Origin of the sequence: Sinorhizobium garamanticum (assembly GCF_029892065.1) — a bacterium.
Classification (GTDB): Bacteria; Pseudomonadota; Alphaproteobacteria; order Rhizobiales; family Rhizobiaceae; genus Sinorhizobium; species Sinorhizobium garamanticum.
This window is the reverse complement of sequence record NZ_CP120373.1, coordinates 3,641,584-3,657,437: the sequence shown is the minus strand read 5'-3', so window position 1 is coordinate 3,657,437 and position 15,854 is coordinate 3,641,584. Positions and strand designations below refer to the sequence as shown.

Below are 15,854 nucleotides of genomic sequence, written 5' to 3'. Positions count from 1 at the left end.
CGAAATCTGACCAGGCGTTGCCGTCGGAGAGGCATTAAACCCGGGCAGGGGGAGACAGCCACGGGTTTTGGAAGGGGAAGCCCTTCCCGATGGACGCGAGGACGAAATGACGACTGCATTTACAGCCCGACCCGACCATGGACTGGTGTGGATAACGGGAGCGAGTTCGGGCATCGGGCGCGCCGTCGCCCTCAGGCTGGTTGAGGAGGGCTATTCGGTCGTCGTGACGGCACGTAGTCACGAGAGGCTAGTGGCGCTTCAACATGAGGCATCAGGCCCCGGCAGGATTGTCGTTCTCGATGGGGACGTCACGGATCCGAGCGACATGGAGCGCTTGCTGGCGGCTATCGAATACGATCACGGCCGGGTGGCTCTGGCCTTGCTCAATGCGGGCGTAGTGATTCCGGTGCGCGGCGACGATCTTAGCCGGGAAGCCTTCGACAAGAGCTTTGCCGTCAATCTTCATGGCGTCGTCAATTGCCTCGTGCCCGTTGTCGAGCACATGAAGGCGAACGGGCATGGCCAGATCGCTATCGTGTCGTCGGCGGCGGGCTACAGCGGCCTGCCGATGGGCGCCGCATATGGGGCGACCAAGGCGGGGCTCATCAATATGGCCGAGAGCTTGAAATTCGACCTCGATCGTATCGGCATCCGCCTGCAGTTGATCTGTCCAGGCTTCGTCGACACGGCCGCTTCGGCCAGAGGCAAGTTCCCGCGACCGGCTCTGGTGAGCGTAGAGGAAGCGGCGGAGCGCATTTGTCTCGGCCTGAAATCAGGGCGCTTCGAGATCACGTTCCCTAAACGCCTTACCTATGCGGCTAAACTGGCGCGTTTCCTGCCGTACAGCGCCTACTTTGCGCTTCTCAACTGGCTGGTGCCTGGGCGTGTGCCCGCGAGCACGGCGAAAAAAGCGCAATCCAGTACGAAGGGCCGGCCACGTCAGGCCGTGTGAAGCACGAGAACCGCACCGAAGACGAGCGACAGGCCGAGCCAGCCGACAGGTTTCAGCTTCTGACCGAAGAAGAGACGTCCGCAGATGGCGGTGCCGAAGATGCCGGTGGCGCCAAGCACTGCATAGGCGATGGCAAGTTCCATCCCCTTGACCGCCTCCGCGAGCAGTGCAAAGGCCGCGAGTACCAGGAGAATCGAAAGCACGCCCCAGCCGCGCCGCGCAAAGCCGTTCGACTTCGTGGAAGCCAGATTGGCAGCGACGTCAAGGACGCCGGCCATAACCGCGAAAGCGAAATAGAAGCTGTCGGCACTCGTCGGGCTGCTTCTCCCGCCGCTTCCTCCTCCTGTGCCTCACCGGCGTTGACGAGCAGTATCCCGACAACGGCCATCGACAGACCGAGCATCTCGCGGCCGCTCAGCGCATGGCCAAAGACGAACACGGAGACGAGCGTGATGAGAGCGACACCGGACCCTTCCCAGATGGCATAGGCGACGCCGACGGAGATTGTCTTCACGGCTTTGGCAAGGAACACGTATGAGAGCGCAATCGAAGCATACATGATCGCATGTCCGGCATAGGAGCCGGAGGCAGCCTTCATCGCCGTGAGGCCGGCGACCTCTGTCGCGATCGCGAGAGTCAGGAAAAGCCATGCAACACGCATGAGGAACCTTCAGAGACCACATCGACAAACAAAAAGAGCCATTCGGGCGTTTACCGCGAATGGCTCTTTTGAAACTGGCTCCCCGGGCCGGATTCGAACCGGCGACCTATCGATTAACAGTCGAGTGCTCTACCGCTGAGCTACCAGGGATCATCTGCACCGCAGAAGTGAGGCTGCTAATACAAATGCTTTTTCGATTTGCCAAGCGCTTTTTCAAAAAAAATTGACAACGTCGGTTGCGAGGCTGTGGAGAAGGCCCCAATTGTGGGGTGGAGCATGAAAGAGGAATAATGACGAACGGCAGGAAAGAACGGCATTTCGGCATCGATCCGCAGACACGCCAGATCGTGCTCGGGAAATGGCGCATTAACTTGCCGGACTCGCCGGTACTGCGAATCCTGGTTGGTACGCTTCTCATCGTGGGCGGCGTCTTAGGTTTTCTGCCGGTGCTCGGTTTCTGGATGATTCCTCTGGGGTTGCTTGTGCTTTCTCACGACATACCGGCGATCCGCCGCCGCCGCCGCAAGTTGGCGATTTGGTGGGCGCGTTGGCGCGGCCAGCAAAATTCCTCCGGCAAGTCCTGAGCGGGGCGCGCGAGGCGGCAGAAGCCGATGCCTGAGGGAGCGAGGGAGGCCGACGAATCGACTGCCGTGCTGCGATGTTTGTCGGCGCAGGGTCGCACGAGCTCGCTGATGGCACCGTAGGCACGCAAAGCTGCCGTTAGAATCGAAAAAATTCCGGGCTGGATTGCAGTTGGGGATCGCTGGGGAGAACGGCGAATGACTACGAGCGTTCCACCTTTTTCGAAAGCTTCCCCCTTGCGCTCCTCATAGATTCGTTCTAAACGCCGGCCATCGCTTGATCGATCGAGCGCGAGAGGCCTCGTGGCGGAGTGGTGACGCAGAGGACTGCAAATCCTTGTACCCCGGTTCAATTCCGGGCGAGGCCTCCAAAAGAAATCAAATGCTTAACATTTCTGCTTCAAGCAGATTTCGAGAATTGCCTAGGCCTCCGCTCAAGGCAATGACCTGGGCAGTGGGCCTCTACCTCGCCAGTTTCGCACTCTTCCCAACGAAGGTCCCGAAGCGGGTTGGAAGGGACACCAGAACTGGCTCTGGTACCCTCAGTGCCCCAACCGCCGACATGGATGTCGCCAGCGTGCGCTCACAGCAACATGTCGAGAAGCGCAGCGCACAAGAATCCTAAGACCTTTGCCAATGTCGGGTAGGACTAAGGTCCATGGATCGGGGTGGGCGGCGCCCTTAAACTCCACTGATATCATTTACAATGAGCTTTTACTTTGAAGCGCGGTTTGTAGACTCGCCGGTCTATGCCGAAGAGCAGGGCCGGCTTTTTCTTCTATTCCAAGGCTTCCCTCGTTCTACTGCATGTTTCCCTAAATCGTAGCCGATTGGGGATGAGGATATGCGGGAATTTACACTGCTATAGCATCCGTTGCGCGTCTGATAAGACGCGCGGCGCCGTGGATAAGACCTTTCGTGGGAAGCCGGCAGGTCACGTCTGCAGCTCTGAAAGAAACAATATCCTGTTCGAGCAGCACGGCTAAATGCGCACTGGCTCCCGCAAACCAGGCTCGAATTTCCGCTCAGACCGCCAAACTAGTGATAGCGGCGAATAAGGCCGACGAGCTTGCCTTGGATCTTGACGCGGTCCGGTCCGAATATCCGCGTTTCATAGGCAGGGTTGGCCGCTTCGAGCGCAATGGAGGCGCCCTTTCTGCGGAATCGTTTGAGCGTTGCCTCTTCGTCATCGACTAGTGCAACGACGATGTCGCCGGGATTCGCCGTGTTTGTATTCCGAATGATCACGGTATCGCCATCGAAGATACCCGCTTCGATCATCGAGTCGCCCTTGATTTCGAGCGCGTAGTGTTCGCCGCTGCCGATCATGTCGGCCGGGATGGAAATATCGTGCGTGTTGTTCTGGATCGCGGAAATCGGGACACCGGCCGCAATTCGTCCCATGACCGGCACCGAAATCATTGCAGTGTCGCTCGGTGGCGCCGATTTCGTCGTGGCGGCGGGCGCTACAGGTGGCTTGCCCAGGCTGCCTTCTATGACACTTGGCGAGAAGCCACGCCGAGGCTGCGGGCTCGCCATATAGGCCTCAGGCAGCTTGATGACTTCGAGCGCGCGCGCCCGGTTGGGAAGGCGTCGAATGAAGCCGCGCTCTTCAAGTGCGGTAATCAACCGATGGATGCCCGACTTGGAAGCGAGGTCCAGTGCGTCTTTCATCTCGTCGAAGGACGGCGGCACCCCGGATTCCTTCATTCGCTCGTGAATGAACAGAAGCAATTCCTGTTGCTTGCGGGTTAGCATGGCGCGTCACTCCAGAATCGCGAAACAAATCAAGAACAGACACTATCTGTTCCATATGTGTTCCGCAAGTACCTAAAATTCCGTGAATTTCTCTCGCCATCGCGAATTTCTCGAGGGAGGCCCTCGGTCGCTCCGCCGACCGCCGCGTCGCGAGCCACGGAAGGGGCAGGATCGCGCCTTTCTGGCCGGTCTTATGTCTCCGTCAGGCTGATCGGCGCGGTCATCGAGCATGACTGCAGGCCATCAGATCTCCTTCGTCATCCGGCCGGGGAACATTGGGCTCCAGCCGTTCAATGGTATTGTGAGTGATGCGGCGCCGAACAGCGTCAGCGGCCTCATCCAGGGCAAGGTCTTCCTGGTAGAGGTCGGGGAATACACGATCGGCATCGATGGCGATCAAAACCTGCTTGTTCGCACGCATCCCTCGATCGGCATCAGCCGTGGCGACCGCGTTCGCGCATCATTCCCCGAGAACAAAGTGTCCGCAATCTGCGACTGAGTTACTGCATGATTCCTTAAATCGGAATCGATTTAAGGACAAAATCATGCAGCAATTCAAAGTGCTACAGCGACCTTTGCGCGTCCGATTGGACGCGCGGCGCAGTGTGTCTTCAATTGCTCGCTAGATCGTGCGGATCATCTGCCAGATCTGCTCCGGATCCCTGACGCCGGTCTGGTAAAGCTTGATGATCCTTTGGGCGACTTCCTCAGCCTCATCGCTCCCCATCGTCAGGTTGCGTTCTTCGAGCGCCTTGTGCAGCACGCCCTCCAGGATCGCGACTTCACCGGGAAGGATAGGATAATCTCGGAAGTTATTGAAAGGGTTCATGGCCGATCTCCTCTTTGGGGCAAATCTGCCGGTGGGAACAGTCTACGCGTTTTTTCAGAGGGTGCGAACGGGAAACGGTCGCTTTACTACAGCGCCGCGCGCGTCTTATCAGACGCGCGAACGACGCTGTAGCATTTTGAATCGCTGCACGCTTTTATCCTTGGATCGGCCACCTTTTAGGAAACGTCCAGGCGGGCCCTTGGGCATATCGCGTTATCGCAATGGCGGTTGACGCGACCGGGGTTCTCGAAGCGCAAACAGCCGCGCCACGAAACGAAAGGCCCGCGCCGCCAACGTTATAAAGCCCGCACCTCGCCTCCGCGCCCGCCTCAGGGCGGCGCGGAGGCGTATGGCGGGATTCGACGACTCCCCCGAGGCTGACTGTGCCCGATGACCCCTAGTTGCTCGAAGCTGGATGAGGCAACATCTTCGGCGGCTCTTCCAGGAGAGTATAAGGTCCTTCAGGGCACTTGACGTCCGGGTTCACCGGGTGGAACAGGCCGAGAGGGTTCGGCTTGAAGATCCACGCATGCAGGTCGTAATGGTGGAGCTGCGCCGGCAGAAGCGGTTCATGCCCCTCCATGGGGCCGTCGAAGGGATGCCCGAAGAGCTCGGGATTCGGCTTGACGCCCGTGGCGAGCGGGATCAGCCATTCGACAGCAACGAGCTCCAGCTTGTCGCCATTTGGCTCATACAACAGCAATGTCGGCTTCATTGGATCGGGCTTCGGACCGATCAGCGCCGGATTCAGAAAGTGCACCCCCATCGTGCCCGTCGCATACGTGACGCATCCCAATGTCGAGAAATAGCCGTCACGCACCGCGGCAACGGGGTCCTTATATTTCTCAAGCGCTGTTTTCAGCTTCTCCAGCTCGGGCGGAAGCGCGTCGCTTGCATTCACCAGCGGTGCGGACATGACAGAAGCGCCCGCCGCGAGACAAACTGTCCGCAGCAAACGCAGTACCGAAGACATACGCATGGCTCGGTCCTCCCTCGCTCAACTCGCCTCCCGCGAGGAGCATGGCCGGCATGATACAGCGGGCGAGATCGCCATGCTATCGCGAAAGGGGTAGGGGATGCGCGCGATTGGGGCAATCGGAACAGGCGCGGGCTGGCTAATCCGGCGCTGCAATACGCGCCTAAGACCTTTGGCGACATTGCGCCGGACTAAGGTCCCATAGATCGAAGATGGCGACACCCTAGGTTTCTGGGGGTTGTCGGCAACGCACTCACAAGAACCTAGTTGTTTCAGAAGCGATTTAGGGCGGGGCCTGTTGTCCGCAAAGCAAAGGCCCCGCCTGTGTTGGGTGTCGGCAAGGACGCCATAAACAACAAGAAAGGCCGGCTGGACCGGCCTTTCTTCGTCACCCCATGCCGTTGCCAGTACATCCGTGGTCAACGGCACGAGGGACGCTCTAAAACTGAATCTAAGCGCCGATTATGACAGTGGCAAGTCGGGGTTTCGACACCTAACAGCTAGGACCAACCGCGACCTTCTAGAGGCGATCGGATTTGCGGATCTAACACCACTGGATGCCTGACACCCCATGCCTGACGCGCCGGCCGGTTGCCATTGGCAAAGTCCCCGATAGTCGAGCGCGCAGCCGTTCATCGGAGGTTCAGGCACGGTGGCTCAATCTGATAGCCAGAGAGGAGGAGTTGACTATGAAAAAGCTCTTATCCGTCCTCACAGCCGCGGTCCTGGCTGCGTCTTTCGCGTTACCGCTAAGCGCCGCGCCGATCTTCGTGCCGAAACCCGACCAAGTACAGGCCGGCCCTGTCGAACAGGTCAGACACTGGCGCCATCGTCATTGGCGCGCCGATCGCCATTGGAACCGGCGGTACGCATGGCGTTCCTGCCGTTACTACGGCAGGTGCTACCCCCGCCATTACCGGTACTACGGCTATCGTGATTATCACCGCTACCAACGGCGGCCTGGAGTCAGCATCTATTTTAACTTCTAGCCGGTAGCGCCCGCAGGGTAGGGGGAAGTCGCAATAATCGCGCCTCAAGCGGTGAAACGTGTCACCCTCAACACGGCCGCCACGCTCGAAGGGGCGGCGGGTTACGATGCGGCGGGTTACGATACGGCCGCTTCTCGTGAAAAAATCTTGGAAATCACAATGATTTCAATGTGAATGGCGGAGGAGGTGGGATTCGAACCCACGGTACGCTTTCACGCACGCCGGTTTTCAAGACCGGTGCCTTAAACCGCTCGGCCACTCCTCCAGTCGATTGAAAAGATTGAGAAATCCAGCGGTTGTTGACTACCTGAAAACAGCAACTGCTACCGCTTGCTACCCAATCACTCGACGGCTGGCTTTTTAGCAGCTTTGATCGCCGCGTCAACGTGCTCGGCGGTGTTCGCTTGCATCCCCGACATTACGTGCGAATAGAGGTCCAGCGTGATGCCGATGCGTTTCGCGGAGGCGAGCAGTGAAGTCGCATTTGCGATCATCGGAAGAAGCCATGATAAAACTAAAAGCTGTTTAGTTTGCCCTAAATTCTACGCAAGGACAGGCGCGCGGCGCTCTGATATTCTGGCGCATCTGGCGGGAGGTGTGCCATGCCAAATCCCAATGCGATTGTTTCGACCCGCATTGAATTCGATCCTCCGCTCGACCGGCCCGTTGCCGAGCTGCTGCGCGAGGGGCTTTGGGTCGAGCTCGAAGGAGGGCGCCGCGCCAGGCTTGACTCGGGCGATGCCCGATCGAGCGGCTTTGTGCAGGTGCTCGACGGGCTCGCCAGGCGCAAGGCGCCGGTCTATCTGGAGATCGATCCTAACAGCGCGGCGATCACACGGCTGCTGATCCCGCATGTGACGCGCCCGATGAGCATGCTTCCGAGCGACCAGGGCTATGAGGTCATGCTCGATAGGTCGCACGCTCGTCATGCACTGAGGCGCGACAATCCCGATTTCGCGACGCTCGAGCCGTTGCTGCGCGCCGCGCTCGACTCGGGGCAGTTGCTGATCGTCACCGAGGATGATGCACACAACATCATTGATATCCGCGCCTACACGCCCGGCCCCGATGACAGGCCGCTGCCGCCTTGGCCCAAACCCGATTCGCTGCCGTTCGAATGGCCGTGGTGGAAGCGTCTGCTCGACTGGATCTGGCGCTGGCCATTCTGGCCCTGGTGGTGGTTTCGCTGCGTTTCGAAAGCGACCGCCCAGCAGATTTTCGATGCGATGAGCGCGACAACTTGCCCGCCGCTCACGGTGCCAGCGCCCTGCATCCCTTTTCTCTATCCCGATGACGGCTGCTGGGGCCGCGCGCACGAGATGTGCCGGCTTATGATCAATATGGGACGCAAGCCGCGCAAGGTGTGGATACAGGGCAGCCTGCACGTTGCCACCAAGAACAATCCTAACTGTTTCGTGAACTGGGGTTGGCATGTCGCGCCGACGCTATGCGTGCGCCGAGGCTGGTTCTGGACGCAGCAGATGGTGATCGATCCCGCGCTCTTCACCACGCCCGTCACGCAGGCGACGTGGAAGGGGGTTCAGGGCGATCCGAGCGCCATGTTGACGCCGAGCGATGCGTCGATCTTCTATCTCTGGGGCAACGTGACCGACCCCACCTATGTCGAGACCAACCAGGTGCTCGCCGATTATCGTCTCCAACTCCAGAACCGCGCGATCCAGCACGGCCCGCCGCCCTATGCGAATTGCCCGTAGCGGAGCCACGAACATGAAAAGAGGCTGCAGGGCCATTTGGCCGGCAACCACTTGGCATGGTCGGCGGTCGAAAGTCGCAGACACTCGCCTTCCACAGTCGACGAGACAGTTACACCAGCATTGACGCCGGGTTGAACGTCAAATCTCGCAGTCTTTGCAAAGATTTAACGTGCCCGGCGCTCGAGAAAATTTCTTGTCTCCCGGGAAGAGGCCGAGGACTCAACGTGGCCGGCTCGCGCATGGGTTTAAACGGTTTGTAAACCATAGCGGAAGATTTTTGCCGCGCTTCCGGCGTCCTGTTCGCAATTTTGCCGTCTTGCTGACATGATTAATCGACTGTCTCGTTTCGAGACGCTGAGCTTTCCGCGGGGGCTAGAGCGGAATGTTTTCGAAAAACGTCTTTGCGAACGCTATTGGGGACAGATGATATTTAGTAGAGATGCGGCACTTCTTTCGAGGGGGCTACGTGTTGCTGCGGTTCCGTTGCTTTGCGCGACGCTGGCCGCCTGTGGTTCGGCGTCGAGCGTCAAGACAAGCAAGGCGCGGAGCAAGGAATACTTTGCCGAGTCTGTCTATGGCGTCAAAGCGAGCCCGCGGGTCGCGAACGGACGGAACATCCCGAAGGGTGGCGGGCGCTACCAGGTTGGCAAGGCCTACCAGGTCAAGGGCAAGTGGTATCAGCCGAAGGAGGATTTCGGCTACAATAAGCTTGGCGTGGCTTCCTGGTATGGCTCCGCCTTTCACGGGCGACTGACGGCGAACGGCGAGGTCTACGACAAGTATCACTTGTCTGCCGCGCATCCGACTTTCCCGCTGCCCAGCTATGCCCGCGTCACCAATCTGGAAAATGGTACATCGGTCATCGTTCGCGTGAACGACCGCGGCCCGTACGAGTACGGCCGCATCATCGATGTCTCATCGAAGACAGCCGATATGCTGGACATCAAGGGCAAGGGCAGTGCCAAGGTGCGTGTGCAATACGTCGGTCGCGCGCCGCTCGAAGGCAACGATATGCCCTATTTGATGGCCTCCTACGTCAAGAAGGGTGACCGTAGCCCCGGCGTGATGCCGGAAGGACAGATCGCGACGGGTGTCATGGTTGCGTCGAACGAGCCGTTCCGCAACCAGGTGCCGGACCTAGCCAGCGTGCCGGTTCCTCAGAGGTCGATGCTGAATACGGGCGTTCCGGTGACGGCGCTCGCCGAACCAGCGCCGCAGGTCGCCATGCCGCAATCTTTCGGCGAATTTGTCACGCTCCCGGAGATCGGGCCGATCCCTACCGTGCGCCCGGAACTGATCCCGATGCCTGACGGAAACATGGCCTATGCCGCCGCCTATGTGGAAGTTCGCGTCAGCGACAAGGCTTCTCCGTTCGAGGCGATCATGGTGGATTCGAACCCTCTGACGGCCGATTCTATCGTCGCCTATGCAAGGCGCCAGAACAGGGATGGTGTTTAGCGCTAACTTCGGTTGAAGAGGCTTGTGCGCACTGCTATGCCCATGAAGAAGCCGGAGTTTCTCATGCGCATAAAGTTGCTCGCGGTCGTGGCCTCTCTGGTGGTGACCGTCTCGACAAACGCGGTCGCCCAGACGCCCGCATTCGATACCAAGGCGAAGCAGATCTATCTCGTCGATGGGGAGACCGGCACCGTGCTCTTCGCGCGCGGCGAAGACGAACCCGTGCCGCCGGCATCGCTTGCCAAGCTCATGGCGATGGAGGTGGTCTTCGAGGCATTGGACAAGGGCGAGCTCAGCCCCGAGACGACCTACGAGGTCTCCGAACACGCCTGGCGGACCGGAGGCGCACCGTCCGGCACCTCCACGATGTTTGCCGCCATCAAGTCGAGGATCCGCGTTGCGGATCTCATTCAAGGCGCGACCGTGCAATTGGCGAATGATGCCTGCATCATCCTCGCGGAGGGCATGACCGGCAGCGAGGCTGCTTTTGCCAAGCGCATGACGGCGCGGGCGCGCGAACTCGGCATGCCCATTGCCACTTTCAACAACGCCACCGGTCTTCCGGATCCTGCCAATAAGGTGACGATGCGGGAACTGGTGACGCTGGCGCGGCATCTGCGCGAGGCTCATCCGAATTACTACCGGCTCTATTCCCAAGCCGAATTCGAGTGGAACAAGATCCTTCAACGCAATCGCAACCCGCTGATTGCTGCCAATGTCGGCGTCGATGGGCTGGCTACGGGATTTGCGGAAGGTTTCGGCTTCTCGCTCGCGGCTTCGATGCAGCGCGGCGACCGTCGCGTCTATCTTGCCATGGGTGGACTCGAAAGCGACAAGGAACGCACGGAAGAAAGCCGCAGGGTACTCGACTGGGCGATGACGGCCTTTGAGAAACGGCGCATTTTCGCCGATGGTGAGGCGATCGGCGAAGCGAGCGTCTATGGCGGTGCGGCATCGCGTGTCGCCCTTGTCGCGGGAGGTCCGATCGATGTGCTTCTCCCGGTCAACAATGCTGAACGGCTGACCGCGCGCATCGTTTACAGGTGGCCGCTTACTGCGCCGGTCGCCGCCGGTCAGCAGGTCGGCGTCGTCAAACTTTGGAATGGCGAGCGCTTGATGCTGGAGGTGCCGGTGAGGACCGGCAGCGCTGTCGAGGTCGGTACGCTCACCAGCCGCGCGATCGACGCGCTTCAGGAGCTTCTCTTCTTCTGGCTGTAACAAATGCGCGCGCGCCCGTTCCTTCCGGCGAACCAATCGGCTAAACAGGGCCGATAGTTACAGCGCCGCGCGTTTCATCAGACGCGCAGCGGACGCTGTAGCACTCTGAATTTCTGCATGTTTTTATCCTTAAAGCGGCTACGGTTTAGGGAAACATGCAGGCGGTCGATTTGGGAACGCATGTCGCTGACGAAGGGTTTGTTTGTAACGTTTGAGGGCGGGGAAGGGGCCGGCAAGTCGACCCAGATGCGCCTGCTGGCTGATTCGCTGCGCGCGCGTGGCTACGATGTGCTGACCACGCGAGAGCCCGGGGGCTCCGTCGGTGCGGAGGCAGTCCGCCACGTGCTGCTCTCGGGAGCAGCCGAGTCTTTCGGCATTCGCATGGAGGCGATTCTCTTTGCGGCCGCGCGCAGCGATCACGTCGAAGAGGTGATCCGGCCGGCGCTCCAGAAGGGAACCATAGTCCTGTGTGATCGCTTCATGGATTCCTCGCGGGTTTACCAGGGCATCACCGGCAATCTCGAACCAGCCTTCGTGGAAACCCTTGAGCGCGTAGCCGTCAACGGTGTGATTCCGGACCGAACGATCATTTTCGACCTGCCTGCCACCGTTGGGCTCGAACGCGCGCGTCGCCGCGCTGCCAGCGGCAGTCCCGATCGTTTCGAGAAGGAACAGCTGGAAACGCACGAGAAACGACGCGAAGCCTTCCTCGACATCGCGGAAGCCGACCCTCGGCGTTGTCGTGTCATCGATGCGGCACGGCCGCCGGACGTCATAGCCGCCGAGGTGCGCGAGATCGTGGACGCCTTGCTGCCGGACGGTGACGAACCACGGTCGTCAAACGCGGAAGTTGCGTCATGACGATGGAACGTCCGGGTGTGCTGGAAGGGGCTGTGGCCCCTGTGGAAAACAGCAAGCTGTTCGGCCATCCTCAGGCAGAAGAGTTTCTGGCCCAGAGCTACAAGTCCGGCAAAGGGCACCATGCAATTCTCATCGAGGGGCCGGAGGGCATCGGCAAGGCGACGCTTGCCTTCCGCTTCGCGAACCACATCCTGAACAATCCCGAGCCGGCAACGGCGCCCGATCATCTCGCCGATCCGGATCCCGCTTCGATCGTCACTCGGCAGCTTGCTTCCGGCGCCTCGCATAACCTGCTTCATCTTACCCGCCCCGTGGACGAAAAAACGGGCAGGGCAAAAGGGGCAATCACCGTGGACGAGGTGCGCCGTGCCGGAAAGTTCTTCGGCCAAACCTCCGGCACGGGGAACTGGCGCATTGTCATCATCGATCCGGCGGACGATCTCAACCGCAATGCAGCCAATGCCATCCTCAAGATACTTGAGGAGCCGCCGCGTCGTTCGCTTTTCCTCGTACTCACGCACGCACCCGGAAAACTGCTGCCGACCATCCGCTCGCGCTGCCTTCCGTTGCGGCTGAAGCCGCTGGACCACGAGGCCATGCGCCAGGCGATTGCCCATCTCGGCTTCGATATGATGGGGCCGAATGTCGAGCGGATACTCGCCGCGGCAAACGGCAGCGTCTCCGAGGCGCTAAAGCTTATCAATTACGGCGGCCTCGATATCGCCTCCGCCTTCGAAGACATCCTGGCGGGGCAGGGACCTGCGGTCCGCCGGCAGATGCACAAGCTCGCGGACATTCTGGCAGCAAGGGACAGTGAAACGATCTTCGATTTCTTCTCGTCCCTGTTGACTGGGCGCGTGATGCAGCAGGCGCGGGACGCGGCGCTTGCCGGCGATATCGGCCGAGCCGAGCGCCTTGCGAGCCTCTCCAGTAGTTTCGCGGAGCGTCTCACGGTGAGCGACGCCTACAATCTCGATCGCAAGCAGACGATCCTGTCGCTGCTCGATGACCTCAGAGACGCTCTATAGGTCCGGAGCGAACTTCCATTTTCGCTCTATCGCCGCAACCAGGTCTAACTCATTGTGGTGGGCGAAAAGGAGCACATGGCCGAGGAGGTCCGCGGTTTCATCGGCGAGCGATTGGCGCAGTTCCTCCGGTGACATCGTACGAGTGCGGCCCCTGCCGCTGACCTTGTTCCAGGCCTGCGTCAGTTCACCCACTTCTTCCTGCAGTTTCAGGATGTACCAATCCGGGTCGCGCTCGATGCCATGTTCGGCTGCATAAGCGGCCGAGGCCGCTTCGAATTTTCGTTTGAGCTCGCCGAACACGTCACTTCCCTCCGTTTGTTTATGTTTTGTTCCGTTGGTCGTTTGTGTCAATGCGATTTGCCGTTCGATCGCCGCCGCCATTGGCCGAGAGGGGGCTTTTTCTGGGCGCGGCGGTTCCCTACCTGAAGGCGATGCGCTAATAGCTGCCAATAGTCCCTGACCCGAGATATATCGAAGCCAATCATGAGAGATACTTCCCCCTTCTACATCACGACCGCGATTTCCTATCCGAACGGCAGGCCGCATATCGGCCACGCCTATGAGTTGATCGCGACGGATGCGATGGCGCGCTATCAGCGACTGGACGGGCGCGAGGTCTTCTTCCTGACCGGCACGGACGAGCACGGCCAGAAGATGCAGCAGACCGCGAAGAAGGAAGGCATTTCCGCGCAGGAGCTCGCCGATCGCAACTCGGCCGAATTCAAGAAGATGGCCGTGCTTCTCAACGCCTCCAACGACGATTTCATCCGCACCACCGAAAAGCGCCATCACGAGGCGTCGCAGGCGATTTGGATCCGCATGGGAGAGGCGGGCGATCTCTATAAGGATTCCTATGTCGGATGGTACTCCGTCCGCGACGAGGCCTATTATCAGGAAAGCGAGACAGAGCTGCGCGACGACGGCGTGCGCTATGGACCGCAAGGCACTCCGGTCGAGTGGGTGGAGGAGGAGAGCTACTTCTTCCGCCTCTCCGCCTATCAGGAAAAGCTCCTCAAGCACTACGAAGAGAACCCGGATTTCATCGGGCCGGCCGAGCGGCGAAACGAGGTCATTTCGTTCGTTAAGTCGGGGCTTAAGGATCTCTCAGTTTCGCGTACGACCTTTGATTGGGGCATCAAGGTGCCGAACGATCCGGCCCACGTCATGTATGTCTGGGTGGACGCGCTGACGAACTACCTCACCGCGACGGGGTATCTCACCGATCCGACAGGCCCGCGCGCAAAATTCTGGCCGGCGAATATCCATGTCATCGGCAAGGACATCATCCGCTTCCATGCCGTCTACTGGCCGGCCTTCCTGATGTCGGCCGGCCTGCAGCTGCCGAAGCGCGTCTTTGCTCACGGCTTCCTGCTCAACAAAGGCGAGAAGATGTCGAAGTCGCTCGGCAACGTCGTGGATCCGTTCAATTTGGTCGAACACTTCGGGCTCGACCAGATTCGTTACTTTTTCCTGCGAGAGGTTTCCTTTGGCCAGGACGGCAGCTACAGCGAGGAGGGGATAGCGACACGCATCAACTCCGACCTTGCCAACGGCATCGGCAACCTTGCCAGCCGCTCGCTGTCGATGATCGTGAAGAACTGCGACGGCCAGATACCAGTCTGCGGGCCACTGACAGACGAGGACAAGGCAATGTTGGCCTCTGCCGATGCCCTGCTCGAGACGACGCGCGACGATATGGGCAAGCAGCTCATCCACCGTGCGCTCGCCGCAATCATAGCTGTTGTTTCCGAGACCGACCGCTATTTCGCGGGGCAGGAGCCCTGGGCTTTGAAGAAAACGGACCCGGAGCGGATGGCGACGGTGCTTTACGTCACCGCCGAAGTGGTCCGTCAGATCGCGATCCTGCTGCAGCCTTTCATGCCGGAATCGGCTGGCAAGCTTCTCGACCTCGTCGCCGTACCGGCCGACAAGCGTGATTTTGCTCATCTCGGCGAAGCCGGACGTCTTGTCTCCGGAACGCCGCTCGAGGCACCAAAGCCGGTCTTCCCGCGCTACGTGGCGCCGGAAGTATAAGTGAGTCAGACGAATGCTGATCGACACCCATTGCCATCTGGACTTTCCGGACTTCGGGGCCGAGCGCGACGCGATCATCGAACGCGCCGCCGCGGCCGGTGTTGCGCAGATGGTGACGATTTCGACGCGTGTAAAGCGGTTCGATACGATCCTTGCGATCGCCGAAGCCTATCCGAATGTGTTTTGTTCCGTTGGTACGCATCCGCACAACGCGGACGAGGAACTTGATATCACCACGGAAGATCTCGTTCGCCTCTCGTCGCATCCGAAAGTGGTTGCGATCGGCGAGGCGGGGCTCGACTATTTCTACGACAACGCACCGCGCGACGTGCAGGCTGAAGGGCTGCGCCGCCACATCGCGGCCGCGCGCGAGACAGGGCTGCCGCTCGTCATCCATAGCCGTTCGGCGGACGAAGACATGGCGGCGATCCTGACCGAAGAAAGCGGGAAGGGGGCCTTCCCTTTCCTACTCCATTGCTTCTCGTCGGGTCCTGATCTCGCGCGGGTTGGCGTCGAGCTCGGCGGCTATATATCCTTTTCCGGCATCCTGACCTTTCCGAAGTCGCAGGAGATCAGGGATATCGCGAAGACGATCCCGCACGACCGGATGATCGTCGAGACGGATGCACCGTATCTGGCGCCAAAACCGTTCCGCGGCAAGCGCAACGAGCCGGCCTTTGTTGCGCATACCGCAGAAGTGCTGGCGGAAACGATCGGCGTTTCACCCGCGGAAATTGCCGAGATTACGACCGACAACGCCTTGCGCATCTTCTCGAAAATGCCGAGGCTCTGAC

At 59.9% G+C, this 15,854-nt stretch carries 17 protein-coding genes, 3 tRNA genes and 1 pseudogene; 12 read left to right on the top strand and 9 right to left on the bottom strand.

Going from position 1 to position 15,854, the window contains the following annotated elements:
- Positions 1–106: 106 nt before the first annotated feature.
- Positions 107–952: an SDR family NAD(P)-dependent oxidoreductase gene (locus PZN02_RS17210; RefSeq protein WP_280659156.1), complete on the top strand. Its 846-nt coding sequence runs from the start codon at positions 107–109 to the stop codon at positions 950–952.
- On the opposite strand, the gene PZN02_RS17205 is transcribed toward PZN02_RS17210, so the two are convergent.
- The 3 genes and pseudogenes from PZN02_RS17205 to PZN02_RS17195 all read right to left on the bottom strand — a co-directional run bounded on the left by PZN02_RS17205 (position 940) and on the right by PZN02_RS17195 (position 1,763).
- Positions 940–1,230, bottom strand: coding sequence for an SMR family transporter (locus PZN02_RS17205; protein ID WP_280659155.1), 291 nt, complete (start codon positions 1,228–1,230; stop codon positions 940–942). The two genes, PZN02_RS17210 and PZN02_RS17205, sit on opposite strands and share 13 nt — an antisense overlap.
- A 47-nt stretch (positions 1,231–1,277) precedes the next feature.
- Positions 1,278–1,613, bottom strand: a pseudogene (locus PZN02_RS17200) (SMR family transporter); the annotation flags it as partial.
- Positions 1,614–1,688: 75 nt separating this feature from the next.
- Positions 1,689–1,763 (bottom strand) — tRNA-Asn (locus PZN02_RS17195).
- A 140-nt stretch (positions 1,764–1,903) separates the two neighbouring features.
- On the opposite strand from PZN02_RS17195, the gene PZN02_RS17190 reads away from it, so the two are divergent.
- Positions 1,904–2,197 (top strand): hypothetical protein, encoded by a 294-nt coding sequence (locus tag PZN02_RS17190; protein WP_280659154.1) that lies wholly within the window; start codon positions 1,904–1,906, stop codon positions 2,195–2,197.
- A gap of 294 nt (positions 2,198–2,491) precedes the next feature.
- Positions 2,492–2,565: transfer RNA gene (locus PZN02_RS17185), tRNA-Cys, on the top strand.
- Between the two features lie 667 nt (positions 2,566–3,232).
- Here the strand turns inward: PZN02_RS17185 and lexA are convergent.
- Positions 3,233–3,952 carry a transcriptional repressor LexA gene (gene lexA / locus PZN02_RS17180; RefSeq protein ID WP_280659153.1) on the bottom strand — a complete coding sequence of 240 codons (720 nt, stop codon included), beginning with the start codon at positions 3,950–3,952 and terminating at the stop codon, positions 3,233–3,235.
- Between the two features lie 229 nt (positions 3,953–4,181).
- Here lexA and PZN02_RS17175 point away from each other — a divergent pair, with 229 nt between their 5' ends.
- Positions 4,182–4,451 (top strand): TOBE domain-containing protein, encoded by a 270-nt coding sequence (locus PZN02_RS17175; protein WP_280659152.1) that lies wholly within the window; start codon positions 4,182–4,184, stop codon positions 4,449–4,451.
- Between the two features lie 123 nt (positions 4,452–4,574).
- Here the strand turns inward: PZN02_RS17175 and PZN02_RS17170 are convergent, their stop codons facing one another.
- Both PZN02_RS17170 and PZN02_RS17165 read right to left on the bottom strand, forming a co-directional pair.
- Positions 4,575–4,781 carry a hypothetical protein gene (locus tag PZN02_RS17170; protein ID WP_280659151.1) on the bottom strand — a complete coding sequence of 69 codons (207 nt, stop codon included), beginning with the start codon at positions 4,779–4,781 and terminating at the stop codon, positions 4,575–4,577.
- 397 nt (positions 4,782–5,178) lie between these two features.
- Entirely contained in the window at positions 5,179–5,697 is a 519-nt protein-coding gene (locus PZN02_RS17165; RefSeq protein ID WP_280659150.1) for a hypothetical protein, read from the bottom strand.
- Between the two features lie 749 nt (positions 5,698–6,446).
- Here PZN02_RS17165 and PZN02_RS17160 point away from each other — a divergent pair.
- Complete coding sequence (locus PZN02_RS17160) at positions 6,447–6,746, top strand: hypothetical protein (RefSeq protein WP_280659149.1); 300 nt, start codon at positions 6,447–6,449, stop codon at positions 6,744–6,746.
- Positions 6,747–6,921: 175 nt separating this feature from the next.
- On the opposite strand, the gene PZN02_RS17155 is transcribed toward PZN02_RS17160, so the two are convergent.
- Both PZN02_RS17155 and PZN02_RS17150 read right to left on the bottom strand, forming a co-directional pair.
- Positions 6,922–7,011, bottom strand: a tRNA-Ser gene (locus PZN02_RS17155).
- A 76-nt stretch (positions 7,012–7,087) separates the two neighbouring features.
- Positions 7,088–7,240: a hypothetical protein gene (locus PZN02_RS17150; protein WP_280659148.1), complete on the bottom strand. Its 153-nt coding sequence runs from the start codon at positions 7,238–7,240 to the stop codon at positions 7,088–7,090.
- A gap of 108 nt (positions 7,241–7,348) precedes the next feature.
- Between PZN02_RS17150 and PZN02_RS17145 the strand changes: the two genes are divergently transcribed.
- The 5 genes from PZN02_RS17145 (at position 7,349) to PZN02_RS17125 (ending at position 13,026) form a co-directional block, all read left to right on the top strand.
- Positions 7,349–8,461, top strand: coding sequence for a protein-glutamine glutaminase family protein (locus tag PZN02_RS17145; protein ID WP_280659147.1), 1,113 nt, complete (start codon positions 7,349–7,351; stop codon positions 8,459–8,461).
- Between the two features lie 423 nt (positions 8,462–8,884).
- On the top strand, positions 8,885–9,919 hold the full coding sequence (locus tag PZN02_RS17140; RefSeq protein ID WP_280659146.1) for a septal ring lytic transglycosylase RlpA family protein: 1,035 nt from the start codon (positions 8,885–8,887) through the stop codon (positions 9,917–9,919).
- A 63-nt stretch (positions 9,920–9,982) separates the two neighbouring features.
- Positions 9,983–11,137: a D-alanyl-D-alanine carboxypeptidase family protein gene (locus PZN02_RS17135; RefSeq protein ID WP_280659145.1), complete on the top strand. Its 1,155-nt coding sequence runs from the start codon at positions 9,983–9,985 to the stop codon at positions 11,135–11,137.
- A gap of 180 nt (positions 11,138–11,317) precedes the next feature.
- Complete coding sequence (gene tmk / locus PZN02_RS17130) at positions 11,318–11,998, top strand: dTMP kinase (RefSeq protein WP_280659144.1); 681 nt, start codon at positions 11,318–11,320, stop codon at positions 11,996–11,998.
- A complete protein-coding gene (locus tag PZN02_RS17125) occupies positions 11,995–13,026 on the top strand; it encodes a DNA polymerase III subunit delta' (RefSeq protein ID WP_280659143.1) in 1,032 nt (343 codons plus the stop codon). Before tmk ends, PZN02_RS17125 begins: the two co-directional genes overlap by 4 nt.
- Here the strand turns inward: PZN02_RS17125 and PZN02_RS17120 are convergent.
- Positions 13,021–13,326, bottom strand: a complete 306-nt coding sequence (locus PZN02_RS17120) for a nucleoside triphosphate pyrophosphohydrolase family protein (RefSeq protein WP_280661528.1) — start codon at positions 13,324–13,326, stop codon at positions 13,021–13,023. The genes PZN02_RS17125 and PZN02_RS17120 overlap by 6 nt on opposite strands.
- Positions 13,327–13,509: 183 nt before the next feature.
- Between PZN02_RS17120 and metG the strand changes: the two genes are divergently transcribed.
- The gene (metG, locus tag PZN02_RS17115; RefSeq protein WP_280659142.1) at positions 13,510–15,060 is read left to right on the top strand and encodes a methionine--tRNA ligase; all 1,551 of its coding nucleotides are present in this window, start codon (positions 13,510–13,512) and stop codon (positions 15,058–15,060) included.
- A 13-nt stretch (positions 15,061–15,073) separates the two neighbouring features.
- Positions 15,074–15,853, top strand: a complete 780-nt coding sequence (locus PZN02_RS17110) for a TatD family hydrolase (RefSeq protein ID WP_280659141.1) — start codon at positions 15,074–15,076, stop codon at positions 15,851–15,853.
- Position 15,854: the final 1 nt, after the last annotated feature.

Excerpts from the sequence above, each read along its gene's own strand:
- lexA (WP_280659153.1), bottom strand. The coding sequence starts at position 3,952 with ATGCTAACCCGCAAGCAACAGGAATTGCTTCTGTTCATTCACGAGCGA.
- PZN02_RS17175 (WP_280659152.1), top strand. The coding sequence starts at position 4,182 with ATGACTGCAGGCCATCAGATCTCCTTCGTCATCCGGCCGGGGAACATT.
- PZN02_RS17160 (WP_280659149.1), top strand. The coding sequence starts at position 6,447 with ATGAAAAAGCTCTTATCCGTCCTCACAGCCGCGGTCCTGGCTGCGTCT.
- PZN02_RS17165 (WP_280659150.1), bottom strand. The coding sequence starts at position 5,697 with ATGTCCGCACCGCTGGTGAATGCAAGCGACGCGCTTCCGCCCGAGCTG.
- PZN02_RS17170 (WP_280659151.1), bottom strand. The coding sequence starts at position 4,781 with ATGAACCCTTTCAATAACTTCCGAGATTATCCTATCCTTCCCGGTGAA.
- PZN02_RS17210 (WP_280659156.1), top strand. The coding sequence starts at position 107 with ATGACGACTGCATTTACAGCCCGACCCGACCATGGACTGGTGTGGATA.
- PZN02_RS17205 (WP_280659155.1), bottom strand. The coding sequence starts at position 1,230 with ATGGCCGGCGTCCTTGACGTCGCTGCCAATCTGGCTTCCACGAAGTCG.
- PZN02_RS17140 (WP_280659146.1), top strand. The coding sequence starts at position 8,885 with ATGATATTTAGTAGAGATGCGGCACTTCTTTCGAGGGGGCTACGTGTT.
- PZN02_RS17150 (WP_280659148.1), bottom strand. The coding sequence starts at position 7,240 with ATGATCGCAAATGCGACTTCACTGCTCGCCTCCGCGAAACGCATCGGC.
- tmk (WP_280659144.1), top strand. The coding sequence starts at position 11,318 with ATGTCGCTGACGAAGGGTTTGTTTGTAACGTTTGAGGGCGGGGAAGGG.
- PZN02_RS17135 (WP_280659145.1), top strand. The coding sequence starts at position 9,983 with ATGCGCATAAAGTTGCTCGCGGTCGTGGCCTCTCTGGTGGTGACCGTC.
- PZN02_RS17110 (WP_280659141.1), top strand. The coding sequence starts at position 15,074 with ATGCTGATCGACACCCATTGCCATCTGGACTTTCCGGACTTCGGGGCC.
- metG (WP_280659142.1), top strand. The coding sequence starts at position 13,510 with ATGAGAGATACTTCCCCCTTCTACATCACGACCGCGATTTCCTATCCG.
- PZN02_RS17190 (WP_280659154.1), top strand. The coding sequence starts at position 1,904 with ATGACGAACGGCAGGAAAGAACGGCATTTCGGCATCGATCCGCAGACA.
- PZN02_RS17125 (WP_280659143.1), top strand. The coding sequence starts at position 11,995 with ATGACGATGGAACGTCCGGGTGTGCTGGAAGGGGCTGTGGCCCCTGTG.
- PZN02_RS17145 (WP_280659147.1), top strand. The coding sequence starts at position 7,349 with ATGCCAAATCCCAATGCGATTGTTTCGACCCGCATTGAATTCGATCCT.